Raw genomic sequence first — 25989 nt, 5'->3', positions numbered from 1 at the left:
ACACTCAGTCCCTCGGGCGTGATCGCCAGCCACCGCGTCGCTTCGGTGCCATCGCGCGCTGATTACCCTCGATCAACACCTGCGTCATCGGATGATCTGGGTTTTCACTCTCGTATTTTTCAAGCAAGGCGGCAATCATTGGGCGGCTATCAGCCCCGTCCGGCGTTGAAAGTGCCCAATCCAGAAAGATTGAACGGCATTCACCCAACGTGATCCCGTCGATACGATACGCCTCTCGGATCAAACCCTTGTGGTCCAACGGATCACGTTCCATCTCAAATTCCTCGCGGTTGACGCGCCAAAGCGCTATCGATGATCTCTCCGGCCCTGACCGTCGCAGCTTCAAGTGCCTTGTGCAAAGCCGAAAGGTTTTGGTGGCCAGTCTCGCGCAGCACGAAACCTGCCCCACCCGCTCCAATCTTATCCGGATCAAGTGGCTTGTCACTCAGTAGCCGGGCCGCCTGCAACACCTGCCAACAAACCTCGTAAGCCCGAGAAAGCGCCGTCCTGTCCGCGTCGTCCAGCCAGCCGATTGCGACACTCGCATTCAGTCCGGCCGTCACATCACGCTTGGCCGAGCCTGACATCAGTAAAGCCGCCTGCGCCAGCAACTCGATTTCCTGCTGCCGACCCTTGCCCAGTTTGGTATCCCACGGCCCTTCCGGAGGTTTGGCAGTCGCAATCCGTTCGCGCATTTCCGATACCTCAATCAATACGCGCCCGGGTTCGCCACTCTGCTCCAGAAGTTCTTTTCGGAAGGCTTCAACCTCTTTTGACAATCCCTCGTCCCCGGCAATCACCCGCGCGCGGGTCAACGCCAAATGCTCCCAAACCCAGGCATCTGATCGTTGATATTCCCTGAAGGAGGCCCAGCCAGTTGCGACCGGCCCCTGGTTGCCGGAAGGGCGCAGGCGCATGTCCACCTCATAAAGCCGCCCTTCGGCCATCGGGGCTGTCAATGCGGTGATCATCGCCTGTGTCAGACGCGAGTAGTATAGCCGCGACATTAAAGGACGCCTCCCCTCCGACTGATCCACACCCGCCGCGTCGTAGATCACGATCAGATCCAGATCTGAGCCGGCGTTCAGTTTTTCAGCGCCCAGCGATCCCATCCCCAGAACCACAGCACCACGCCCCGGCGGGGATCCGTGTTTGTCGGCGAAATGGCATAATACTTCGGGCCAGATACCGGCAATCACAGCTCCCGCCAGATCAGCATAATGCTCGCCCGCATAATCTGCGCGGATCAACCCACGCAGGTGGTGCACACCAATACGAAAATGCCATTCCTTGCGCCAACGCCGCGCCGCATCCAACTTGCGCTCGTAATCCTGCTCTGCATCCAACCGATCACGCAGCTGTACTGCCAGCGCTGCCTGCCCGGGCCAAGGCGCAAAAAAATCGCCCGCTATCACTGCGTCGAAAACACCTGCGTTCTGCGATAAATACCCAGCCAAAGCGGGTGCGGTGCCAACGATATCAACCAGCAGGTCAATCAACTGCGGATTGGCTTCGAAAAGTGAGAAAACCTGCACACCCGCTGGCAATCCTGCCAAAAACCCATCGAATGCCAGCAGCGCTTCATTAGGATGAGCCGTCTTTGCGAGACGCGCCAGAATGTCGGGCCTGAGCCGTTTGAAAATTTGCACTGCCCGGTCCGAACGCAACGCCGGATAGCTGGGCCATCGGCCAATGATTTCTTCATCAAGATCGCTTGCGACGGGCCCTGTGGAATCCCCGGCTTCGGGGGCGAAGAAACCCTCGATCACCTCGTGGACTTCGCCCAACCGAGCGCGCAAATCGGCCTTCAGCTCATCCACCTCACGCCCCATGAAACAGGCTAGGCGGTCGAATTCTTCATCCGAATTTGGTAATGTATGCGTCTGGGCATCGCGCAACATCTGCAATCGGTGTTCGACCTCGCGATGAAATCTGTAGTGATCGGTCAGCAGCGCCGCTGCGTCCTCCGGGACCCAGCCCTTGTCTGCAAGTTTGGCCAGCCCTTCCATTGTCCCCCTGACACGTAAATCAGGATCTCGACCGCCAGCGATGATCTGGCGAGTTTGGGTGAAAAACTCAATCTCGCGGATACCGCCGCGACCCAGTTTCATATTGTGACCTGACAAGGATAGCTTGCCGCCCAAGCCCTTATGCTCGCGAATGCGCAAACGCATGTTATGGGCGTCCTCGATCGCAGCGAAATCAAGATGTTTGCGCCAAACGAAGGGCCGCAAGGTTTCAAGAAACCGCTGACCCGCCGCCAAATCACCCGCACAGGGGCGCGCTTTGATATAGGCTGCACGTTCCCACGTGCGTCCAAGGCTTTCATAATAGGCCTCGGCGCCCGCCATCGCCATGCAGACAGGCGTAACGGCCGGATCGGGCCGCAACCGCAGATCGGTGCGGAACACATAACCACCCGCTGCGCGATCATTGAGCATCGACGACATCCGTCGCGTCGCGCGCACCAAAGAGGCCCGCGCATCGTGATAGTCATCGGCCGAATACCGGGTTTCATCAAAAAGACAGATCAGGTCGATATCCGAGCTGTAATTCAGCTCTCCAGCCCCCATCTTGCCCATTGCGAGGGCCACCATGCCACCCGCAGAGGCGATATCTTCGGGGCCCATCCCGGGCAATTTTCCACGTTTGATCTCGGCCGCGATCATTGCCTTTGTGGCCAGATCAACCGCCAGATCTGCAAAATCCGTCAGGACTTGTGTCACCATTTCAAGCGGCCAGACGCCAGCCAGATCGGCCAAACCCGTGATCAACGCCACCTGACGCTTGGCTTTACGCAGAGCGTCGCCCAACTGATCTGGTGGCAATACACTCAAGTCAGCAAATACATCTCCCAAAGCCCCCTCGGGTTCGTGCAGCGCAACCGGCAGCCAGTCACGCTCATGGCTGATTAACGTTGCGAGGTAGGGACTGCATCCTGCTGCCCCATCGACCAGATCCGCCAATGTACCGGTGACATCAGGCATCAGTGCTCGCGCCTCAGCCCCCTGTTCGGGTTCATATGGGCGCGGTAGTCGGGTGACACGGGGCAAAAATTCCATGTGCCTAGTGATACAACGCCGCCATGCCGGGTCAACGTCCCGCAATGACTTTCGCTTTTTCATCAACGGTGATACGCAGCAAGCAATAGCGCCAAGGGACAGACAAACGGACATCGAATGATGAAGTATCGCGCCGACATTGACGGGCTTCGCGCGGTGGCTGTCCTGCCGGTTGTCGCTTTTCACACCGGCCTCGGGCTGAGCGGCGGTTTCGTCGGCGTTGATATCTTTTTCGTCATTTCCGGCTTCCTCATCACCTCGATCATCTTTGACGAGGCAAAATCCGGCAGCTTTTCCATTGTTGCGTTTTACGAAAGGCGTGTGCGTCGGATTATCCCTGCCCTGTTTTCCGTAATCCTGCTCACTGCCATCGCAGCCTATGCGATCATGATCCCAAGCCACCTTGAGGATTTCGCCCAGAGCGCCATCGCCTCGGCGTTTTTCTTTGCCAATATCTGGCAGTACCTCTCACAGGGCTATTTCACCGAGGCCGCCGAACTCAAACCATTGCTGCACACATGGTCACTGGGAATCGAAGAACAGTTTTATATCTTCTTTCCACCCCTTTTTGTTTGGCTGTTCCGGCGAGCGGGCGTCGGCCAAACTGTATCATGGCTGGGTATCCTGGGATTGATTTCATTTGGGTTTTCCATCTGGGCAGTGGCAAACAACCCGGACGCAGCATTTTATCTACCGCAATATCGGATATGGGAACTTGTGTTGGGTGCAGTTCTCGCCATCGCGATAACAGAAGGCTGGATCAAGCAATTCTTGATGAACAAAACGTTGGCCGGAGTGACTGCCTTTGCTGGCATCGCGTTAATCGTATGGTCAGTGGTGACTTTCGGCCCAGAAACGCAGTTCCCAGGTCTTGCAGCGCTTGCTCCGTGTCTTGGTGCGGCGGCTCTGATTGCCAGCGGAACCCATGTCCAAACTCCATTGTCGCGGCTGCTTAGCCTCACTCCGTTTGTATTTGTCGGTAAGATTTCCTATTCGCTCTACCTTTGGCACTGGCCGGTCATTTCGCTTTACTACTATATCAATGTCGATGACTTCAGCACCACTCAGGGCCTGATCTGCATCACTCTTTCCTTCGCGCTGGCGATTGCTTCTTGGCGCTATATCGAACAGCCGTTTCGGCAGAAAAAACAGATTTCGCGCGCGAAGGTTTTCGCTGGTTTTTTTGCGACCTCAGCCGTTATTTTTACTGCCGCGAGTGTCACAACCCAGATGGAAGGATTTCCAGACCGGATGCCCACCGAGATTACAAAGGCATTGTCTCGCGACGGCTTGCTGCATGACAGACGTGATTGTCACCGGGTCACGCCTGAACGCGCCAGAAACGGGGACGTCTGTGTTCGTGGTGATATGTCGGTCGAGCCCAGTTTCATGCTGGTCGGTGACAGCCATGCGGATGCCATCAGCCCCGCCATTTTCAAGGCGGCAGAACGCGCGCACCTGTCGGGGTATCATTTCACCGGATCGTTTATTCCGCTTATCGATGTTTCCAGGCCTGGAATGCCTGAATGGCCTGAACAAACCGACGCCATGATTGAATTTCTGAAACAACGGCCCCAGATCGAAACGCTTTACATCGCGCGCCTCTGGCTGGTGCAAATGACCGGAGAATCCTATCGACATACCGGCCGGATCTGGCTTGATGATGGCTATGACGGATCGGGTACAAGCTATAATCCGACGGCAACCGCCAACGGGCTGTCAAAATTTGCCAAAGCTTTTCCGAATGTCAGGATTGTCTTACTGGATGATATCCCCACCGGGGATGAGCTTGATTTGCGAACTCACGCGAGGCTCCTGCTTTACGGCGACAAAAAACACCTCTCTGTGCTTGGGTTACCGGTTGCAGAGGAGCGCAGACAGCGTGAAACATACGAGCCGCATTTGCAAAAGCTTGCCGCCGAGTTTCCCAATGTTGAGTATCGGAGTATTTTCAAATCTCTTTGCGGGCCTGAAGTCTGCCCGCTCTACGATGGAGATCTGAGGATTTATCGTGATGGTGACCATCTCAGCCATAAGGGTGCGCTGTTACTGACAGACAAAATCTATGAGGTTCTGTTTTCAGGCGCTGCCAACTAACCTGTCTTACCTTTGCCGAGCACGAGGATTGCATGATGAGCAAAAGCCTTAAACGCGTCACCCGCGCCCTTTCCGAGGCCGGAATCAGCGCTGAACCGGTTGAAATTGGAGAGGCGACAACCGCGCAAATGGCCGCAGATCTCATTGGCTGTCATGTCGATCAGATTGCCAAATCCATCATCTTTCGGGGTGACACCTCTGATCAAGCACTGCTGTTCATCACAGCAGGTGGTAATCAGGTCGACGCAACAAAGGCCAGCAAAGTGGTCGGTGAAGCGTTGGGCAAAGCCGATGCTGATCTGATCCGAGCACAAACTGGTTTCGCCATCGGGGGGGTCTCTCCGATCGGTCACCTGAGTCCGACACGGGCATTTTTCGATCCGCGCTTGCTTGAATTTGATCAGATTTGGGCTGCCGCCGGAACACCTCGTCATGTTTTTGCGTCGTCTCCAACCGAAATGATCCGTATTTCCGGAGCTTCCAAGGCAGATTTCGTCAAATAGGTAAGTAATTTATGCGTGATAATAAAAGCTTATCACTCTCAACTAAACTGACCTCCTTGTGACGATCCATGCGAAACGTTACCTAATCTTCGCCACCACGCTGAGGACGATATGCTGAAATTTACCAACCTAGCACTGCTTGTCCTCTTCCCCATCGCATGGTTTGCACCGTTGATGCGTGCTGGGCTAGGCTTACCGCTGTTTGGGCTTAGCGAAATCAGCGTCATCTCTGGGCTGCAAAGCCTGTGGGATTCTGATGTTTTTCTGGCGCTGCTTGTCACATTTTTCGCGTTATTTGCGCCATATCTAAAAACGACGGGCCTTGCTTTGATCCATTTCAGATTGATGCGGCGAAAGGTACTGCCAGTGCTCCATATATTGGGCAAACTGGCCATGGCCGATGTTTTTCTGATTGCGCTCTACATCACACTCTCCAAAGGCATCGGCATTGGCACGATCGAAACCGCATGGGGGCTTTACTTATTTACCGCTTGCATACTTGCATCCATAGTAATTGGCTTCCTGACAGAGAAGCAAAATCAAATAGATAGACGACAAAGCTCAAGCGGATAAGCGGCAATACGTTACAAATCTGTCGCTCAGACGTGAATGGTTTTGAGCGCTCAGCTTCCCCAACCGGCAGAAATCCGCTTTCGGACATCCTACATGATACTCATACATCATTGGGGGCATTTCCATGTCTGAACAACTGAAAACAACTATTCTTAACATGGCAACTTTGGCGAATGCGGTGGGTATGATCGCTTTGGCCGTAATCACGACAGCAATGGTCATCATGACCATTTTGGCGACTACCGGAGTGCTGCCCTGGCTGGAACTCCAGGCAGGTATCGGCGGCGTAACATATGAAAATGCGGGGCAGATCGCACAGGTCGGCTTGACCCTTTTGCTCTTGCTTCTCAGCGTCTACCTACCCTCAGCCCATCGCGTGATGCGATTGGAAACCTCTCATCGGCGCTTTGAAATGAATATGCAGGACGTCGCTCAGGCTTATGCAAAAGCACATGCATCAGACCGTGCCGGGCTTTTCAAGATGTCATCGGAATATGACGCAGTGCGCGAACGCATCGTACATCTTCGCAATCATCCCGATCTAGAGGGTATCGAGCCAGAAATCCTTGAACTTGCGGCACAGATGTCTCAGGTCAGTCAGGATTTGGCCACTACATATTCTGACGAAAACGTTGCAAGGGCGCAGTCGTTCTTGCAGGCGCGCCAGCACGAGATCGAAAGTTTCAACGCCCAGATCGACCATGCGAAACAGATCACGGCAAAGCTGCAAAACTGGAAAAATGCAATCGAGGTCGATGAGAGCGTGGCGAACAGCCAGGTGGCGCGCCTGCGCGACTCGCTGGCTGAGATCTTGCCGGAACTCGTCCAACCGGACACAACCTCGATCAACGGGCATGTCGTTCCAATGCCGCGCTACGCCGCGGAATAGGATTAGACATTTGACCGGCCCCGCGCCTTCGGGCATCAGGGGGCATGGCAAAATCGAGCTCATTTACCTGTACCGTCTGTGGCGCAGTACATTCCCGGTGGTCAGGCCGATGTGACGGCTGCGGCGAATGGAATTCCATCGTAGAGGAAGCGCCACTGACAACCGGCCCAAAGTCCAAGAGCCTTGGGGCCAAACGCGGCACACCGATCCCGCTCAGCGATCTGTCCACGGATGAAGCACCGCCACCGCGTACCTGTTCCAAAATAACCGAGCTGGACCGGGTTCTGGGGGGTGGTCTGGTGCCAGCCAGCGCGATCCTCGTAGGTGGAGACCCCGGTATCGGAAAATCCACGCTTTTGTTGCAAGCCGCCGCCCGCTTTGCCCAGTCGGGGCTGAAAACTATCTATGTTTCAGGTGAAGAAGCCAGTGCACAGGTCCGCATGCGCGCACAACGACTGGGCCTAGCAGATGCGCCTGTGCAACTGGCCGCCGCCACGTCGCTGCGCGATATCCTGACGACACTTGAATCCGAGGCACCGGGCCTCGTGATCATCGACTCAATCCAGACGATCTGGTCGGATACGGTCGAAAGCGCGCCGGGCAGCGTGGCGCAGGTCCGTGCGGCTGCGCATGAATTGACCAGTTTTGCCAAGCGCAAGGGCGTTTCGGTCGTCCTTGTGGGCCATGTCACCAAGGAGGGCCAGATCGCTGGCCCCCGCGTCGTGGAACACATGGTCGACACGGTGCTTTATTTCGAAGGCGAACGCGGCCATCAGTTCCGTATCCTGCGTGCGGTCAAGAACCGTTTTGGTCCCGCAGATGAAATCGGCGTTTTCGAGATGACGGGCAAAGGACTGGACGAAGTTGCCAACCCTTCGGCGCTTTTCCTGTCGACGCGTGGCACACCCAGCCCCGGCAGCGTGGTCTTTTCCGGTATCGAGGGCACACGGCCCGTGCTGGTCGAGTTACAGGCGTTGGTGGCCCCTACCCCGCATTCGCAACCCCGGCGCGCGGTTGTCGGCTGGGATGGATCGCGTCTGGCGATGATCCTGGCGGTGCTTGAATCGCGGTGCGGCATCCCTTTTGCCGGGCTTGATGTATATCTGAACGTCGCCGGAGGGTTGAAAATCTCGGAACCGGCCGCAGATCTGGCCGTGGCCGCCGCACTGCTTAGTGCCCGGGAAGACACAGTTTTGCCCGCAGATACGGTGGTTTTCGGCGAAATAAGTTTGTCCGGCGCGCTCAGACCGGTAGGACAGACAGAAAACAGGTTGAAAGAAGCCCGAAAACTTGGTTTCACGTCCGCCATCGCACCCGCGGGTGGTAAATCCACCGGAGAAAGTGGCATGGAACTGTCGCTGATGGGTGATCTGACAAGCTTTGTGGGTGAAAAATTCGGTGCTGGTTAAGCGCCAAGAGGTTGAGGAAGAGCAGGAATGGACGGCTTTACCATCATAGACGGCGTTGTTGCGCTGGTTATCGTCTTATCGGCCCTGCTGGCCTATTCGCGCGGTTTTGTCCGAGAGGCTCTGGCCATCGCAGGCTGGATCGCAGCCGGTATTGTCGCTTTCATCTTTGCGCCGCAACTTGAACCGCTGGTCAAGGAAATCCCCGTCGTCGGTGATTTCATCTCTGATAGCTGCGAGTTGTCGATGATTGCCGCCTTTGCAGTGGTTTTTGCCGTGGCTCTCATTGTCGCGTCGCTGATCACACCACTGTTTTCGTCTCTCGTCCAAAGATCAGCCCTCGGCGGGCTGGATCAGGGGTTGGGATTTATCTTTGGCGTGGCGCGCGGCATCCTTCTGGTGGCAATCGCCTATTTTGTCTACGAGACCATCATCACATCGCAGAATATCCAGATCATCGACGACAGCCGATCAGCCCGGGTGTTTGCGCGGATGACCGAAAAGGTCGAAAGTGGCAACCCTGAACAGGCGCTTGGCTGGATCACCCAGCAATACGAAGAACTGGTTGGCAAATGCGAAGGGTCGTTGGTTGAATAACAGCCCCGAACGAGAGTTTTCGCACTGAAAAGGCGAGTTTCGACGTGATTCGGCGAACTACCGCCGTTGCTCTAGCCCCTGTTTTTTAAGGCGAAACACGCGATCTTGGTTAACAAATACTTGCCCGGCGTTCGCATCTGGCAGGGAATAGCTCTATTGCGCCAAGACTAGCAACCATATGGAAATATTGACTTTTAATCGCCCCGACGGTGTCGAAATTATGGCAGATTTTCGGGTCCTGCTGGTTGGCAGACAACGAAACGCACCAACTCAAGGAAACCGACCCATGCTGCTCAATCATTCTACCGCCTTCACCAGCTTTGAACCCGTCTCTGAAGCCGCTGAAAAACCCCGCCAGATCGTCTCCGCACCGGCCCTTACTGCCGGCACGATGGTCGAGACCGAAAGTGGATGGATGCCGGTCGAGCGGCTAAGCCTCGGCGATGCGATCTACACGTTCGACGGTGGCCTTGCACCCATCGCTGGGTTGCGCCAGGCTCGCCTGAAGGCTGGTACTCAACTGTGGCACGTTCCCGGCGGTGCACTGAACAATTGCGACGACATGTTCCTAACCCAAGACCAGCATGTGATGATTTTCGACGACAACGCCGAAGACCTCTATGACACGCCATATGTGCTTGTGCCTGTCCCAGCCCTTCAAGGCTTTCGTGGCACCCGCCAGATCGACAGTCTGCCCAACACCATTGCCGTCGAAGTGACTTTCGATACCGACGAAATTATCTTTGCAAACAGCGGTGCAATGCTGCGTTGCGCAGCCCAATCGGGCCAAAGCGATGGCTTCTTCCGGGTACTGACCAATGCCGAAGCGCGCATCCTGCTGGCCCTGTTGGATACTGCGGAAACAGAACGCCTGCACGCGCTTGCCGCCTAATTTCGCCGCCATCCAAAACACGGCCGCTCCTGATCCCGGGGCGGCCATGTTGCTCGATCAGTGGCGAAACTGATGGGCCGAAATTCGCTAACCTGGCCTAAAACGATAGAACTAAAGGGAAATCTTGCTATATTTGCGCCTTGCCGATCTAACAAACCGCATTAGTTGGCAAGTAATCTTGATGGATAAACGGTAGAGCAATGGTACTTCGGAACTTTTTTGCGATCGACAGTGCAAACCTCGTGGTGGACTCAAGCCCGAATAGTGGGATTGTCGGCGATCCCGTTATCAACAATTCCAGCACCCCCAATGGCACCATTTTCACCTATTCCGGTGGCGGCGGAGCAACTGTGACGCTCGACGACACCGGCGGTCGTCGAAATACTTTCGAAGATGATGACGAAAACAACCACATCATCGCCAACGGTGGCGGCCTCCTACCAAACGGCACTGCAGTCGAAGCCGAATCTCTGATTTTAATGCGCGCCCTTGATGGCAGCGGTAACCCGACCGGCCCGACGATTACCATCACGGTATTTTCGCAGGGCGGTGTGACGGGCGATGTCTGGGGCTTTGCAACCGATACAGAGCTTCAGGATGGTGTGTCCTATATCAAGACCGGTGGCTCGAATATCGGTGACTCGCGATATCGGAACTTCATCACCTGTTTTGGCCCGCGCACAAGGATCCAGACACCGGACGGTCAAAAAAGGGTTGAGACGATCAAACCAGGGCAACTTGTGTGGACGCGCGACAATGGCAATTTGCCGGTCAAATGGGTTGGTTCAACGACAGTTCCGGGAAAAGGAGCTTTCGCACCCGTGGTCTTTGCGCCAAATTCCATCGGAAATGTCGAGGAACTTGTCGTGTCGCCTGAACATCGCATCTTTGTCACCTCTGCGATGGCGGAGGTTCTGTTTGGGCAACCCGAGGTTCTGATTGCCGCGAAACACCTCTGTGGCCTGCCCGGAGTGTCGATCCGTGAACAAGATGAAATCCGTTATACTCATCTGATGTTTGACACTCACCAGATCATCCTTTCAAACGGCTCACTGACCGAAAGCTTCTTTCTGTCCAAAAATGCCCTTGCGGGCGTATCATCAGATCAAAGGCAGGAGCTTTTGGCCCTGTTCCCGTCCCTTGACGAAGGGCTTGATCAGTTCGGGGATAGCGCCGCACTGACTCTGAAAAAATCCGACGCGACCTTGATGCGTGCTTATTTGACATAGCGCCTGACGCTTTACGTGGCGTCACGGGGACACCCCAATCTCATACTTGCTGATTTTGTGATAGTTTCGTGACATACTGCACCCAAGCCCCTATGTACGGGGCAATTCACGAACACACGGATTCGGAGCTGCCCGCCTTGTCCAAACAGATGCCCCCCGCCCATCCCTTTGATGATGATAAACTCCACGAGGAATGCGGCATATTCGGCGTCATCGGCGTTACCGATGCAGCGAATTTCGTGGCCCTTGGCCTGCACGCCCTGCAACACCGCGGACAAGAGGCTGGCGGTATCGTCTGTCATCATCCTGAAAAAGGTTTCAACTCGGCCCGACGCTTTGGCTATGTGCGCGACAATTTCACCAAGCAGTCGTTGATGGAAACGCTGCCCGGGCCATTGTCAATTGGCCATGTGCGCTATTCGACAGCGGGGGGTAAAACCCCGGTGATCCGCGATGTGCAGCCCTTCTTTGGCGAGTTTTCCATGGGTGGTGCCGCCATCGCCCATAACGGCAACATCACCAATGCCGATGCACTGCGTAAGGAATTGATTGAGCGCGGTTCGATCTTCCAATCCAATTCTGACAGTGAATGTATCATCCACCTGATGGCCCGTTCCCTGCAACGTACCATCCCCGAGCGGATGGAAGACGCCTTGCGCCGTGTCGAAGGAGCGTTTTCAGTTGTAGCTATGACTCGGACCAAGTTGATTGGAGTGCGTGACCCGTTGGGTGTGCGCCCTCTGGTACTGGGTCAGGTCGGCGATGGTTGGGTGTTGAGTTCCGAGACCTGTGCGCTGGATATCATCGGTGCCAAATATGTGCGTGAAATAGCGCCCGGCGAAATGGTCGTGATCACCAGCAAAGGCGTCGAAAGCCATTACCCCTTCCGCCCGCAGGCATCCCGTTTCTGCATCTTCGAACATGTTTACTTCTCCCGTCCCGATAGCATCATCGGTGGCCGCAGTGTCTATGAAACGCGCCGTCAAATCGGGATCGAACTGGCTCGAGAAGCACCTGTTGACGCTGATCTTGTTTGTCCAGTGCCTGACAGCGGCACACCAGCAGCAATCGGTTTCAGCCACGAATCCGGCATCCCCTACGCAATGGGCATTATCCGTAATCAATATATGGGCCGGACCTTTATTGAACCGACCGAGCAGATCCGCAACATGGGTGTGCGGCTCAAGCTCAACGTCAACCGCGCACTCATCAAAGGAAAACGGGTGATCCTTGTGGATGACAGCGTCGTGCGCGGCACCACCAGCCGCAAGATCAAAGAAATGATCCTTGATGCAGGTGCCGCCGAAGTGCATTTCCGCATCGCGTCTCCGCCCACGGCCTGGCCTTGCTTTTACGGGGTCGATACGCCCGAGCGTGAGAAACTGCTGGCCGCCACGATGAGCGAAGACGAAATGTGCGAGCATCTTGCCGTGGATAGTCTGAAATTCATTTCACTTGATGGGCTCTACCGTGCAGTGGGCGAGGTCAAAGGCCGCGACGCCAAGTGCCCGCAATATTGCGATGCCTGCTTCTCGGGTGAATACCCGGTGTCCCCCTCGGACATGATCGAAAAAGGGTTTGAGCTGAAAGCAGCGGAATAGTTTCTCGCGTTAGTCGCCTCTATTCGACTGAGCAATGCTGCGTTGCAGCGTAATTCCGCCGATGTGGCGTATCTTACCGCTTTTCATTCCAGACTAGCCCTGTTATGCGCCCGCCGCGCGCTTAGTTACACTGTTGTGTCAAGCCAAAAGCGCGCGAGAAATCAAGGCTAACCCCAAAATGTCAGACAATACAGAAACACCGCAGGGCACCCTGCGGGCCGCCACGAATGAAAACGCATTGAAGCATTCCTGGGTCACTCTGCTGGGCACCGTGATCAAGCCCGATAGCGTCAAGGCCCTGGTGCGTTACAGCAACGGCAAGATCAAAAGCGTAACCACAGGGGACAAGCTGGGGTCTGGCACGATCGTTGCTATCGAAGATGGCACCCTAATGCTCGCCCTGAACGGCACGTCCCGAAAGCTCGTCGTGCCGGGCGGTTGACGGATACCGCACCTGTTTTCCACCCTCTTGTCCAAGGCACGTTCTGATTGCGCGGTGATTACCAGCCTGGCATTACTTTCTTATCCTCATGATTATGTTCAAGGTGGTAAATTTTCAGGCACGATTGCTTACTGGGCTCCTTTCCATTTCGCCGCAGTAAGCCAAGGTGCAGCAAACCAAGCTGTATGTCTTCTTTTGAATCAATAGGTTATTTGGAACGACCGACCCAATGCTATTTACACTAGTTTTGGTATTCAGTCGGACGACAAATGAAATCTCGATCTTTTTCTGATCGGGTGCCAAAAAGATCGGCGAATGTTCTTGATTAATGTGCCAACTGATGGGATTGCCGCAGCATGACAGATACCACCTCTCCCAAAATTGCCCTGATCACCGGTGCTTCGCGTGGGTTGGGCGCGGCGCTCGCAGAAGACCTGGCAAAGACGCATCATATTGTTGCCGTGGGCCGTACCACCGGCGCGCTGGAAGAACTGGACGATCGGATTCAAGCAGCTGGAGGCCAAGCCACCCTGGCCCCTATGGACATCACCAATACAGATGCAATGGCGCAGCTATGTCGCTCGATCCATGATCGCTGGGGCATGCTTGATATTTGGGCGCACACCGCAATCCACGCCGCTCCATTGACACCAGCGGCACATCTAGACGCAAAGGATTGGACAAAATCTGTCACTTGCAACGTCACTGCCACCGGCCAGCTTATTCCCTTTATCTCACCGCTTCTGGGCGCCGAGGGAACAGCTCTTTTCTTTGATGACCCACAAGCGGGTGCAAAATTCTTCGGAGCTTATGGCGCCAGCAAATCCGCACAAATTGCTCTTGCCCGCAGTTGGCAGTCCGAAACCGTTCGGACCGGCCCTCATGTTCACATCCTGACGCCAAATCCCATGCCAACCGCCACCCGCGCCCGCTTTTTTCCAGGAGAAGACCGCACACCATTGGCGAATCCCAAGGACGAGGCCCGTCGCCTACTGAACGAACTCGGCTAACTACGTGGGCATGCCATCAAAGCGCCCCAACGCTTGCTCCGCCGCATTGCCGCCGCTACTAAGGCTCAAAGCATAAAGGGGCTGACATTTGCGCATTCTCATCACCAATGACGACGGCATCAACGCCCCTGGACTAAAAGTGATGCATGACATCGCAACCGAACTTGCTGGTCCCAACGGCGAAGTATGGACCGTTGCGCCGGCATTCGAGCAGTCCGGCGTCGGTCACTGTATCTCTTATACGCAACCGATGCTGGTAACCCAAATGGGTGAACGCAATTATGCAACACAGGGCAGCCCTGCCGATTGTGTGCTGGTCGGTGTGCATGATGTAATGAAAGACACGCTGCCGGACTTAGTGCTGTCAGGCGTCAATCGCGGCAACAATTCTGCCGAAAATGCCGTCTATTCCGGCACAGTCGGCGCAGCGATGGAAGCGGCCCTTCAGGGCATCCCAGCGATTGCCCTAAGCCAGTACTACGGCCCCGAAAATCGCGATCTCGATGACCAGTTCGAAGCGGCCCGTGTGCATGGTCTGCAAACCCTGCGCACCCTGCTGGATAAGGGTGTCTGGACCAAGGATGACTACGGCATTTTTTACAATATCAACTTCCCACCGGTGCCCGCCGCAAATGTCAAAGGTGTCCGTTCGGCACCACAAGGGTTCCGCCGCGATATGGGATTTGGGGTTCAGCCACACCTCTCACCCTCGGGCCGCCGTTTTCTCTGGGTAACAGGGGCACCGCAACAGCAACCCACCATGCCAGGATCGGACGCAGATGTTAATCTACAAGGCTACATCTCGGTCACACCGATGCGAGCCGATCTGACAGCCCATGACGTGCTGGAGCCACTGAAAGCCATCGAATGAGCGACGCAGAAGACGATATCGCCGAACGCAAAATGCAGTTCCTCTTTGCGCTGCGCTCCAAGGGCGTTACCGATGCGCGCGTCCTGACTGCAATGGAAAAGGTTGACCGCGGTCCATTTATCCGTGGGCTATTCTCGGAACGCGCTTATGAAGACATGCCGCTTCCAATTGCCTGCGGCCAAACCATCAGTCAGCCCTCGGTGGTCGGCCTTATGACACAGGCGCTAAAGATTGAACCACGCAACAAGATCCTGGAGGTTGGGACCGGATCGGGCTATCAGGCGGCGATCCTCAGCCAGCTGGCGCGACGGGTCTATACAGTCGACCGCCACAAACGCCTGGTGCGCGAGGCCAGTGCAATTTTCAACGACCTGAATCTGACGAATATCACACCGGTCGTCGCCGATGGCAGCTTTGGTCTGCCGGATCAGGCACCTTTCGACCGTATCCTGGTAACCGCAGCCGCCGAAGACCCACCCGGGCCCCTATTGGCGCAACTCAAGATCGGGGGTATCATGGTGGTGCCGGTTGGTCAGTCCGATACCGTTCAGCACCTGATCCGCGTCACCCGCACAGATCAGGGATTTGACTATGACGAATTGCTTCCGGTGCGTTTTGTACCCCTGGTCGAAGGACTGGGCAAAGACGCGTAAAAAGGTTAGAGAAGCATAATTTCAAGCCCCGGAGCACAAGGGGCAGATGACGAGGACACGAGCATATGACCTTTCCAACACGCCCCGCCTTGGCTTTGGCCGGCTCGGCTCTGATGCTACTGAGCGCCTGCGATGAACCGCTGGATTTCGATCTGCGCGGCGGTAAAGCTCTCAACACCTCGGCCGCAGCCCGGACGGCAACCGCTAATCGCCCAGAACCCGACAGCCGGGGCATCATTTCTTATCCCGGTTATCAGGTGGCCGTCGCCCGGCGTGGCGATACTGTGGCCAGTGTGGCCGCCCGTGTCGGTGTTGACCCGAACCAGTTGGCTACATTCAATGGCGTTCAAAGCGGCGATATCTTGCGACAGGGTGAAATCATCGCCCTGCCCGGTCGTGTCGCTGAACCCAGTGGTGGCCCAATCCAACCCCCGAATTCAGAAATTACGTCGATTGCCGGCAATGCGCTCGAAAATGCGCAAACGTCCGAAGTGCAGACCACGGCGCTCGCACCACCTTCTCAGACCGGTGTGGAACCGATCCGCCACAAGGTAGAGCGGGGTGAAACTGCATTCACCATCGCCAGGCTTTATAATGTGTCAATCCGCAGCCTCGCTGACTGGAACGGGCTGAACAGTGATTTTGCGGTACGCGAAGGACAATTTCTTTTGATCCCGGTTGCACAACAAGACGGAAGCCCCGTACCTCTTGCCGCGGCCACCGCCCCCGGGGAAGGCACACCGACGCCCACACCGCCAAGCGCCACAAAACCGCTACCGACCGAGGATACAAAACCTGCCGCGCGCCCGGAAAAATCCGCTGCTGCGCCGGACCTTGGCGAAAGTCGCACAACCGCTTCCGTAAAAAAGTCGCGCATGGGTTTCCCGGTCCGCGGCGACATAATCCGCGAATATCAGAAGGGTAAGAACGAAGGCATCGACATAGCCGCCAATCCCGGTTCTCCGGTCAAGGCAGCGGCTTCGGGCGTGGTTGCCGCAATCACGGAAGATACAAACGGCATCCCGATCATCGTGATCAAACACCCCGACAACCTATTGACGGTTTATTCAAATGTAGCTGGTGTTGCTGTCAAGAAAGGCGATCAAGTCGCTCGAGGGCAAAAACTGGCCGAAATCCGTCGAGAGGGCACAGCGGCCCTTCATTTCGAAGTCCGCAAAGGTTTCGACAGCGTCGATCCCATGCCCTATCTGGGCTAAACTAAAAATCGGGCGATCGCACCATCCCAAAGGAATTCACTGACGATCATTGAGGTTTTGCGCTAAGGGCGCGGCGCGGCGCTTCGACGCGTTAGACCGTGACGCATCGGGGCAAAATGCCAGCCCCAGCTATGTCATTATTCAGATTGAAACGCCGTGACGCCCGGCCAGATCAGTGAAATACTGCCATGCTACCCGGCCCGATCGCGCCCCACGTGTCGCTTGCCATTCGATGGCCTCTGCACGCAAAGTCTCGTTGTCAATGTCGATCCCGTAGGCATCACAATACCCACGGATCATTGCCAAATACTCATCCTGATCACAGGGATGGAAGCCCAACCAAAGCCCGAACCGGTCCGAAAGTGAAACCTTTTCTTCTACAGCCTCACTTGGGTTAATCGCGGTCGAGCGTTCATTTTCGATCATGTCGCGCGGCATCAGATGTCGGCGGTTTGAGGTCGCATAAAAGACCACGTTTTCTGGCCGCCCTTCAATCCCACCGTCCAGAACCGCTTTGAGCGATTTGTAGTGCTGGTCATCGTGGGAAAAGCTCAGATCATCGCAAAAGAGAAGGAACCGCTCCGTGCTGACACGCAGTATATTCAGAAGACGCCCAACGCTCGCCAAATCTTCGCGCTGCAACTCCACGATCTTGAGGGGCAATCCTTGCGCCAACACCGCCGCATGCACAGCCTTCACGAGGGAGGATTTTCCCATCCCCCTAGCGCCCCACAAAAGCGCGTTATTTGCAGGCAGGCCTCGGGCAAATTGCTGAGTGTTCTCCAGCAGCGTATCGCGCGATCGATCTATCCCGACCAATAGGTCCATTTCAACACGATTGACCTTTCCGACCGGCTGCACCCGATCAGGATTTATGTGCCAAACGAATGCATCAGCAGCCTTAAAATCAGGCGGTTCCAGCGGCGCAGGGCTCAGCCGTTCCAGCGCATCCGCGATCCGCTCCACCGGATCGCTCACGGTTTGTCACCCTTTGCCTCATCGAGCTCGGACGCCAACTCGTCAGCCAACTCTTCGTCGGCTTCTTCCTCGTCATCCTCGAACCAGGTACCTTCCGCGCGCATCCGCGCTTCGCGCTGCTTTTCCACACGTTTGACCAGCTGGATCGACACCTCGTAAAGACCGTAGACCACAACAAAGAGGATCACCTGCGTGATCACATCCGGCGGCGTGACAAGTGCGGCCAGCACCAGGATGCCAACCACAGCGTATTTACGTACAGCGCGCAAGCCCTCTGAACTGACCAACCCCGCCTTTCCCATGAGTGTCAAAAGCACGGGCAGTTGGAAGCACATGCCAAACGCCACGATGAATTTGATCGTAAGGTTCAGATATTCCTGCGCCGAGCCCTGGAAAACCACGCTCAACGGTGCCGCGTTTTGCCCGCCCTCGACCGCTTCGCCAGCATTGCCGAATTGCTGGAACCCCAAGAAAAAATCATAGGCCAGAGGCGTAACCACATAAAAGGCAAAGGACGCGCCAAGAAAGAACATGAAGGGAGACGCGACAAGGAACGGCAAGAATGCACCCTTCTCGGATTTATAGAGTCCCGGCGCCACGAACCGCCACATCTGGTTGGCGATATAGGGGAATGCCAGGATAAACCCACCCAGTAGCGAGACCTTGATCGCGACAAAAAAACCTTCCTGCGGGCTAATAAAAATAAGGTCGCAGTCTTGCCCTCTCTCAGCGAGCACCGAGCATAAGGGGGCCGTAAGAAAATTGAAAATCGGCGTGGCGACCGTAAAACAGATCACCATGCCGATGATGAAAGCCACGACCGAATGGATCAGCCGATTGCGTAGTTCCGCCAGGTGCTCAATCAGCGGGGCTGAGCTGTCTTCGATCTCTTCGGGATTGCTCATGCCTTGCCCTCAGCGGATTTCTTGGTCGCCGCCCTTTTGGCCGTTGCTTTCTTTGCCGCTGGCTTCGTCGCTGTGCTCTTGGTCGCCGGTTTCTTAGCTGCAGGCTTTTTAACAGGCGCTTTCTTGGCAGGGGCCTTCTTTGCTGCCGGTTTAGCTTCAGCGGCTTTCGCAGCCTCGTCCGCCTTGCGTTCAGTGGCCTTTTCCGCAGCCTTGTCACGGATCTTGTCGGCCTGCGCCTGCCTCTCGGGCGAGAGTGTCGAGCTGCCCCCCTTGGGTTTGCCGCTATTCATCGTCTGCTCGGTGAAGCTGGTGGCTTTCTTGACCTCGTCCATCGCGCTCGACATTGGATTGCTGGCCTTTTTCAGCGTGTTGGTCACATCGCTGACACCCGCATCATCCGCCGCTTCGTTCATCGCCCGACTGAATTCGCGCGCCATCCCCTTGGCCTTGCCAACAAAATTGCCAACTGCCCGGAACATACCCGGCAGGTCCTTTGGCCCCACGACGATCAACGCCACGATGCCGATCAGCAGTAGCTCGGTCCAGCCCAGGTCGAACATCTACGTTCTCAGGCCTTGTCTTTTTCGTCTTCGGGCGTCACGTCCTTGGCCGCATCTGCCGCATCTTCGCTGGCATCGTCGATTTCTTTGTTACCCTCGGCAACGCCTTTTTTGAATGAGGTGATGCCTTTGCCAACTTCACCCATCAGCGACGATATCTTGCCGCGTCCAAAAAGAACCAGCACCACGACCGCAATCAGCAGAAGGCCCGGAAGACCGATATTGTTCAGCATGTTCAATTCTCCCTAACTCGGCGCCATCTTTGAGCGGCGCCGGGAATTTCGTCAACTGTATCTAAGCCCTTCCAAGGCAGGTTGGAAGAACCAAAGCGCCGCAAGCAGGCCAAATCGGGTAAAAAATGCGGGATCATCCGCATAGTACGGGGCGCTGAAGAGTTGGCAGCACTGCCATTCAACCATCCGGCATGTCATCTAAAAAATGTCTCGCTCAGCTTGTTCGGACAATCCCAAACTCACATTGAGCGCCGCAACGCACGGCTTAAACTGGCGAAAAGCTTCCGGCGAAAGCTGTCAGCAGAGGTGACCCCGTTGCAATTAACGCTTGTATCGCTTCGGTCATACTGATCTGCAAACCGTGGCTGGCCTTCCACTTATCTAGCCGTGTGACTGTAGGAACGATTTTATCCGCTGCCGCCTCAGACGTGCTTTCTTCCACCATCAGGCTTTCGAGCGCCAGTTGATCTGACCGCCGTGCCGCCAGAAACATCACCGGACCAAACCCCGTCACGATCAAAAGCGTATAAAAAACACCGGAATAGAATAGCGTTGCCTTGATCGCCTCACCATAGCCCGGATGTGCTTTTGTATCGACCAGCGGCATTGGCCAATGCATCCAGGCCATCGCCATGAACATGCCCGAACTCAGCATCAACCCGGCCAGATAAAGAAACCGCCGAGCCGCCCGCTGATTGCGGCCATGATCAAAGGCACGTTCTTCCAGTGGCGTCCCTTTGGGTGGGTGCGATAATGACAGGATCATCCCCAGAACCAGCGCCGCAACGCCGATTCCCGATAAGGTCGAACCGACATCCAGAAGCAGCCGGAACAGCGCCATCGCCGGGTTATTGGTACAGGGCCGCCCTGCTATAAGCTTTTTGCCGGGATTGTTCTGAAACTGCTCGATACCATCTTTCACCACTACATCCTGACACCGCCGAACCGTGCCACGTGACAGCACCTCAGCCATCACATCCTCGCCCAGCTGATGATAGGATCGCCAGGTTGTAATGCTGTCTTCCTGATGGCTCATCACGGTACTTAGGACCGGCAATTGCGTCGCCAGAAATACCGCAACTGCCAACACCCGCGTCTTGATCGTCAACGGGCGCAACAATTCTGCGATGAACATCACCACGGCAATGACCACCAGAACAGTAAAGAACATCAACGCGGCCAGATAACGATTACGCCCCGCTGCTTCCAGGTATCCTTTGCCGTCAATCAGTAATTCGTCTGCGGTGATCTGCAACATCGGCACACCCAGTTGCGGCACAAGCCAGTCGCTGAGGACGAAAACCAGCACGGGTGCCACCAGAATAAGAAAACAGGCTGGCGGCACCTGCCGCTTTTGAGTCAAGAAATTGCGCATATCTCAATCCGTTAGCCTGCGGAAACCACAGTAATAATGTTACTTTAGCACAACAACTTATACGCGTAAAATCAGCCGCGCGGTAGCACGCCAGAGGCCATGAAACCGCCATCAACGTTCAAAATATGCCCATTGATGAACGCCGCCTCGTCGGACGCAAGGTAACACACGGCCGAGGCTACCTCCGCCGGTTCCGCATAGCGTTCAATCGGGGTCTGCGCATACCAAAGCGCACGGTCTTTTGGTCCATGCACCTGTTTGATCATGGGTGTATTGACCGGAATCGGTGCCACCGCATTGGCCGTTACACCGCTGCCACCTAATTCCGCAGCTAAAAGCCGCGTCAGCATATCAACGCCTCCCTTGCTGCAAGAATAGGCCCCACGCCCGATATTGGCTATCTGGCCATTAACCGAGCTCAGCGTGATGATCCGTCCCCAGTTCTTCGCAACCATCTGCCGCCCCGCCAACTGGCAGCAATGGAATGTGCCGGTCAGGTTTACATCAATGATGCGCGAAAAATCGTCGGGGTCGAAATCCAGTATATGCGCGGCTTTCACAATAGCGGCGCAGGTCACTAGGATATCTACACCTCCCCCTGCTTCAAGCTCGGCAAAGCCGCGTTCAACCGCGGCGCGATCGCTGACGTCGAAGGTGATCCAATCGACACCTGCTGGCAGATCCACCATGGCGCGCATGCACACCTCATCCGAAACATCTGTAATGGTCACGTGCGCGCCAGCCTTCGCCAAACTCTGGGCACAGGCCAAGCCTATGCCCCCGGCCCCACCGGTCACCAGTGCGCGCTTCCCCGTCAGATCAGACATTTTTATCCCTCCACAGGAAACACGAAACACCGATCCCGTCGGATCATCAGCCACAGCGGCTTGCCTGTTGCGGGCAGGAAAACATTCGGCACGGTCGCTTTCAGGATAGATCCGTCATGGTCCATTTTGAATTCCACCAAGCTTTCGCTACCCATGAAGCGCGCCCGTTGCACAATTCCACGCGCCGGTGTGCCATCAGAAATTGTAGGGTTGGGTCCGCGCCCGTCGCGATCAAAGTCTATCTTTAGGTGCTGTGGACGTATGACGATTTCAACCTCATGACCTTCCATCACCCCGGGGGCAAGAAACTGGCCAAAGGGGGTTTCCACTAAAGATCCTTTAACATCACCTCGTATCACATTGATATCACTAAAAAATGCAACCGAGTCTCGATCTGCGGGGGCGTTGTAGATATTGTATGGCGCACCCTGCTGCACGATCCGGCCACGGCGCATCAGGGCGATTTCATCAGCCATGCGCATCGCCTCTTCCGGCTCGTGGGTGACCAACAGAACCGCGGTATCCTGCTCGCGCAAAATCTCAAGCGTTTCATCCCGGATGCCGTCGCGCAAACGATTATCCAACCCCGAAAACGGCTCGTCCATCAGCATGATCCGAGGACGTGGTGCCAACGCACGGGCCAATGCGACGCGTTGTTGTTCACCCCCGGAAAGTTCATGCGGATAGGCATCGAGATATTTGCCCATGCCAACACGTTCAAGCAGTGTCTCGACCCGCGCGCCTTTCTCAGCCTTGTCGCCAGTCAGGCCAAAGGCCACGTTCTCACCGACCCGAAGATGCGGAAACAGGGCAAAATCCTGAAACATCAGCCCGATATGGCGTCGCTCAGGCGGGACACGGTAGATTGTGTCGCAGATCAGATTGCCATCTACCCAGATTTCACCGCTATCCTGCATCTCGACGCCGGCGATCATCCGTAGCGTCGTCGATTTGCCACAGCCTGACGGACCCAAGAGGCAGGTCACCTGCCCTGGCATAACCTTGAGCGAGACATCATCAACTACAAGACGCCCGTCGTATAGGCGTCTGAGGTTCTTGATCTCAAGTCTGGGGGGGATTTCGTCCACGGGGCCTCACGTTTTTCCGATCAAATTGATCAGGCATTCAAAGGGCCAGATAGCAACCAAGCCGACGCGAGGCAAGAGCCACCTATCGTTGGATAATCGGCGCGCTCGGTACATGGATGATGATCTCGGGCGCTTCGGCGGGGATGATCGCTTGTCCGACCACCGTCATCATAGTCCGGTGCTCCGGCCATTTGGCATCATTTGGATGGAGAAAATCATAGTCTTTTCCAGCGCCACCGAATGACCCGCGTAAATCAATGACTGCTCCATTCTTTTAAAGGAACATGCCTCACGCTGGCCAAATTCGTTGCGTGTGAATGTGAATAGGGCGTCGGCATGCGGCATGGCGCGCACCTTCGTTTCGTTAGGGGTCACCTGACCTGGGGCATGCTCGCCAGACAAATCACTGTCGGCGGCGCGACCCCAACATTACAGCGGTGAATCCGACGGCCAAAACAACCACGCAAATAGCGAGCAATTGTTCGTATTTGTGCCCCTCTGGCAGCAACGATGCAAAGATCCCTTCGCGGGCGAAATAGGCAAAGGCCCCTATCAATGCGGCACCGAAGGCCACCATGTAGGACCACAGGGACACATGGCGGTTCAGCACCAGTCCGATCAACAGCACCGGTGTTAGGAACATGCTGGCAGTACCACTAACGGCGACCGCATCAAAAAGCGTTTGATTGCCCCAAAGTGTCAGCAATGCACCCGCGATCATGAACGCCACCATTGCAACCCGCCCACCATTCAGCGTACGCGGGCTAAGCCGTAATTCGTCCACAACCAGTCTTGAAGCACTGGCCAGAGCAGAATCAAGCGTACTCAGCGCCGAAATCAGCAGCGAAACCAAAAGTGCCACGAAAAGCCACGGCGGGAACATTCCGGCCCAAGTGCCAATCAACTGCCCCTCGTATTCCGCGCCGACGATAGCAGCCTGAATACCGAAAAACCCGAAGGCGATGATGCAGAAGCTAGAGATCCAGAATGCATGCAAAAAGGACCGGCGCGTCGTCTCGCGATCGGCAATAAACCCGCGATCCATCATCACCGGATCATGCGCGGGGTAAGAGAAAACTTGCAGGAACGCCACTAACAACAAAACCTGTCCGTTCCAGGATCCGCTCACCCCTTCAGAGGTCAGAACCGCGCCCAGATCAAAACCGGGACTGGATAGCAACGCACCAAAGGCCAGTGCGAAAATCACCAGGAAGACAAGCATTTGCAAAACGTCTGTGCGCAGGGCCGCGCTCAGCCCGCCCCAGGCGCTGTAAGCCAATCCCAATACTGCCACCAACACGATCGCAGCCTCGCGCGCCAATCCTACTTCGGGCAACGCAGCCGCAAAAATCAGTCCAACGACCAGAAGGTTGGCAAAAACTTCTGAAAGCAAACGCAATGCGATCACGATGTTATAACAGGTCACGCCACTGGCGCCGAACCGGGAGCTCAGCCAATCCTGAACGGACCCTGCGCCACCCTCACGCAAACGTCCGACGATAAATCCACCTGTCAAGAAAGAGCCATAGTAGGCCGCGTAAGCCAGCGTGCCCCAGATGCCGTAGAAATAGCCCAGAATTGCGGCGTTCATCAGCGAACGAGCGAAAATCCAGGTTGTGACCTGACTCAGAACAAGCACCCAAAGACCCGGCGCACGACCTGAAATGCCTGTCCCGCCAAAGAACCCTTCGATGGTGACACGACGCGGTGCCGCAACCAGGCTTGCAAGAATAACAAGACCGAAAATCGTAATGATGGCAGTTGCTTCCATTAAGAAAGTTCCGTTTCTACTCGTGGCGTCACGCCGGAGTAGCAGTCACGTCGCACTCTGACCAGAAACTATTTCAGGGACCGACGCGAATGTGATACCCGTTCAGATTGCGGCATCAGATCAAACTCCACCTCAGCCACGATCTGGCCATTGACCTGCAATTCTATCCGATGCGGCCCGGGGTACAGTGTAAAGGTCGTCGCATTACCTTTGAGCGCATGTTGTTTGTTCAGCAGCAGCTTTGCAGCCCCTGTCCGGCCCTGCTTCAACTTGAACACTTTGCGCCCGATACGCCCCCCTGGACGATGGAAATACAACACATAATCGACCAGAATATTTTGCGGCGAATAGGTCTCTATTTCAGCGGTGAATTCCAACACTCCCCCGATCCGCACGGGCCCCGGCGCGATCTGAATCGTTGCCGCCACATCAATATCCGTGTGGTATCCCAAAAACTTCAACGCTTCCGGATGACCCTGCTTGACCAGCGTGCGCAGCGCATGACGCGCCATCCACGCCAATTCAACAGCATCCTGGCGCCCCGTCTCATGCCATTGCACCAGCCTTGACATCGCCACATCCGGTGCGAATTTTGCAATGTCGTTCAGATGGTTTGCGACAGAACGTGTCACATAGCGCGTCGGATCTGCGTGCAGTTGATCAAGCAATGGCAGTGGCATCATCGGATCAATCGTGACCTTCGCAGCCCAAGGCAGTTTGGGTCGCATCCCCTCAGACACCAACCGTCGGACATGGTAATTTTCATCCCCGGCCCAATGCTCTAGCCGAGCAAATGTTTCCTCGGGCCACCGGTTCAGGAACGGGCGGATATAGAATTCCATCGAAAAGCGCTTGGTCGCCGCATAAAGCAGGTCCAAGGCGCGGTCGCGGTGGTTTTCCAGCCCATGCCGTACCGCAAGGATGCCGGGTACCGCATGTATGAATCGTCCGAAATCATCGTCCTGCAGACCCGGGTCCAGCTCCGGACCCATGGCCGCTTCCAATTGGTCCGCCATAGAGGGAAAATCGCCCGCTAGATGCGGTTCCAGGCAATCAGCAATCCAGTCCAAACGCGCCAGTAATTCCCGCTCGGCCAGACCCGACATCACATCCGCATAGAAACGATCGGCATCGAAATCTGACAGCGCAGTGGCAAACTCTGCAGCCAAATCCGCTATGGATCCGCTGTTAAAAAGTTGATCTTTCAGTG

Annotated in this window: 25 protein-coding genes; 14 read left to right on the top strand and 11 right to left on the bottom strand. The window is 55.7% G+C overall.

All coding sequences use genetic code 11. The features are described 5' to 3' along the window. Positions 1–4 precede the first annotated feature (4 nt). Together Q1B27_RS00975 and Q1B27_RS00970 are read right to left on the bottom strand one after the other, a co-directional pair. Positions 5–274 (bottom strand): hypothetical protein, encoded by a 270-nt coding sequence (locus tag Q1B27_RS00975; RefSeq protein WP_299842312.1) that lies wholly within the window; start codon positions 272–274, stop codon positions 5–7. A 1-nt stretch (position 275) separates the two neighbouring features. Next, on the bottom strand, positions 276–3062 hold the full coding sequence (locus tag Q1B27_RS00970; RefSeq protein ID WP_299842309.1) for a glutamine-synthetase adenylyltransferase: 2787 nt from the start codon (positions 3060–3062) through the stop codon (positions 276–278). A 120-nt stretch (positions 3063–3182) separates the two neighbouring features. Between Q1B27_RS00970 and Q1B27_RS00965 the strand changes: the two genes are divergently transcribed. From Q1B27_RS00965 to Q1B27_RS00900, 14 genes are all read left to right on the top strand, one after another. Then, complete coding sequence (locus Q1B27_RS00965) at positions 3183–5159, top strand: acyltransferase family protein (RefSeq protein WP_299842307.1); 1977 nt, start codon at positions 3183–3185, stop codon at positions 5157–5159. Positions 5160–5194: 35 nt separating this feature from the next. Continuing rightward, entirely contained in the window at positions 5195–5662 is a 468-nt protein-coding gene (locus tag Q1B27_RS00960) for a YbaK/EbsC family protein (RefSeq protein WP_299842304.1), read from the top strand. Positions 5663–5773: 111 nt separating this feature from the next. Continuing rightward, entirely contained in the window at positions 5774–6235 is a 462-nt protein-coding gene (locus Q1B27_RS00955; RefSeq protein WP_299842301.1) for a paraquat-inducible protein A, read from the top strand. Positions 6236–6359: 124 nt separating this feature from the next. After that, a complete protein-coding gene (locus Q1B27_RS00950; protein ID WP_299842298.1) occupies positions 6360–7124 on the top strand; it encodes a DNA repair protein in 765 nt (254 codons plus the stop codon). A 44-nt stretch (positions 7125–7168) separates the two neighbouring features. Then, a complete protein-coding gene (gene radA / locus Q1B27_RS00945; RefSeq protein ID WP_299842296.1) occupies positions 7169–8533 on the top strand; it encodes a DNA repair protein RadA in 1365 nt (454 codons plus the stop codon). Between the two features lie 27 nt (positions 8534–8560). Then, on the top strand, positions 8561–9127 hold the full coding sequence (locus tag Q1B27_RS00940) for a CvpA family protein (RefSeq protein WP_299842294.1): 567 nt from the start codon (positions 8561–8563) through the stop codon (positions 9125–9127). Positions 9128–9413: 286 nt separating this feature from the next. Continuing rightward, positions 9414–10019: a Hint domain-containing protein gene (locus Q1B27_RS00935; RefSeq protein WP_299842291.1), complete on the top strand. Its 606-nt coding sequence runs from the start codon at positions 9414–9416 to the stop codon at positions 10017–10019. Positions 10020–10219: 200 nt separating this feature from the next. Next, a complete protein-coding gene (locus tag Q1B27_RS00930) occupies positions 10220–11248 on the top strand; it encodes a Hint domain-containing protein (protein ID WP_299842288.1) in 1029 nt (342 codons plus the stop codon). Between the two features lie 149 nt (positions 11249–11397). Further along, on the top strand, positions 11398–12849 hold the full coding sequence (gene purF, locus Q1B27_RS00925; protein WP_299844813.1) for an amidophosphoribosyltransferase: 1452 nt from the start codon (positions 11398–11400) through the stop codon (positions 12847–12849). Positions 12850–13027: 178 nt separating this feature from the next. Further along, positions 13028–13291 carry a hypothetical protein gene (locus Q1B27_RS00920; RefSeq protein WP_299842285.1) on the top strand — a complete coding sequence of 88 codons (264 nt, stop codon included), beginning with the start codon at positions 13028–13030 and terminating at the stop codon, positions 13289–13291. 356 nt (positions 13292–13647) lie between these two features. Beyond that, positions 13648–14301 (top strand): SDR family oxidoreductase, encoded by a 654-nt coding sequence (locus tag Q1B27_RS00915; protein WP_299842282.1) that lies wholly within the window; start codon positions 13648–13650, stop codon positions 14299–14301. Between the two features lie 88 nt (positions 14302–14389). Beyond that, on the top strand, positions 14390–15172 hold the full coding sequence (gene surE, locus Q1B27_RS00910) for a 5'/3'-nucleotidase SurE (protein ID WP_299842280.1): 783 nt from the start codon (positions 14390–14392) through the stop codon (positions 15170–15172). Then, entirely contained in the window at positions 15169–15825 is a 657-nt protein-coding gene (locus Q1B27_RS00905) for a protein-L-isoaspartate(D-aspartate) O-methyltransferase (protein WP_299842277.1), read from the top strand. Before surE ends, Q1B27_RS00905 begins: the two co-directional genes overlap by 4 nt. Before the next feature lie 65 nt (positions 15826–15890). Continuing rightward, positions 15891–17042, top strand: coding sequence for a peptidoglycan DD-metalloendopeptidase family protein (locus Q1B27_RS00900; protein WP_299842274.1), 1152 nt, complete (start codon positions 15891–15893; stop codon positions 17040–17042). 141 nt (positions 17043–17183) lie between these two features. Here Q1B27_RS00900 and Q1B27_RS00895 read toward each other — a convergent pair whose 3' ends face one another. From Q1B27_RS00895 to Q1B27_RS00855, 9 genes are all read right to left on the bottom strand, one after another. After that, positions 17184–18020, bottom strand: coding sequence for an ATP-binding protein (locus Q1B27_RS00895; RefSeq protein ID WP_299842271.1), 837 nt, complete (start codon positions 18018–18020; stop codon positions 17184–17186). Continuing rightward, a complete protein-coding gene (gene tatC / locus Q1B27_RS00890) occupies positions 18017–18925 on the bottom strand; it encodes a twin-arginine translocase subunit TatC (protein WP_299842269.1) in 909 nt (302 codons plus the stop codon). Before tatC ends, Q1B27_RS00895 begins: the two co-directional genes overlap by 4 nt. Further along, a complete protein-coding gene (gene tatB / locus Q1B27_RS00885) occupies positions 18922–19485 on the bottom strand; it encodes a Sec-independent protein translocase protein TatB (protein ID WP_299842266.1) in 564 nt (187 codons plus the stop codon). The genes tatC and tatB overlap by 4 nt, the downstream gene beginning before the upstream one ends. An 8-nt stretch (positions 19486–19493) precedes the next feature. After that, complete coding sequence (locus Q1B27_RS00880; protein ID WP_299842262.1) at positions 19494–19718, bottom strand: twin-arginine translocase TatA/TatE family subunit; 225 nt, start codon at positions 19716–19718, stop codon at positions 19494–19496. Between the two features lie 265 nt (positions 19719–19983). After that, positions 19984–21093: a hypothetical protein gene (locus Q1B27_RS00875; protein WP_299842259.1), complete on the bottom strand. Its 1110-nt coding sequence runs from the start codon at positions 21091–21093 to the stop codon at positions 19984–19986. A gap of 71 nt (positions 21094–21164) precedes the next feature. After that, complete coding sequence (locus Q1B27_RS00870; RefSeq protein WP_299842256.1) at positions 21165–21920, bottom strand: SDR family oxidoreductase; 756 nt, start codon at positions 21918–21920, stop codon at positions 21165–21167. Between the two features lie 2 nt (positions 21921–21922). Next, positions 21923–23008 carry an ABC transporter ATP-binding protein gene (locus tag Q1B27_RS00865; RefSeq protein WP_299842254.1) on the bottom strand — a complete coding sequence of 362 codons (1086 nt, stop codon included), beginning with the start codon at positions 23006–23008 and terminating at the stop codon, positions 21923–21925. A gap of 403 nt (positions 23009–23411) precedes the next feature. Beyond that, positions 23412–24779, bottom strand: coding sequence for a sodium:proline symporter (locus Q1B27_RS00860; RefSeq protein ID WP_299842251.1), 1368 nt, complete (start codon positions 24777–24779; stop codon positions 23412–23414). Between the two features lie 68 nt (positions 24780–24847). Further along, the gene (locus Q1B27_RS00855; RefSeq protein ID WP_299842248.1) at positions 24848–25948 is read right to left on the bottom strand and encodes a hypothetical protein; all 1101 of its coding nucleotides are present in this window, start codon (positions 25946–25948) and stop codon (positions 24848–24850) included. Positions 25949–25989 lie beyond the last annotated feature (41 nt).

This window comes from uncultured Roseovarius sp., assembly GCF_947489715.1.
GTDB lineage: Bacteria > Pseudomonadota > Alphaproteobacteria > Rhodobacterales > Rhodobacteraceae > Roseovarius.
This window is presented reverse-complemented; position numbering and strand designations above follow the sequence as displayed.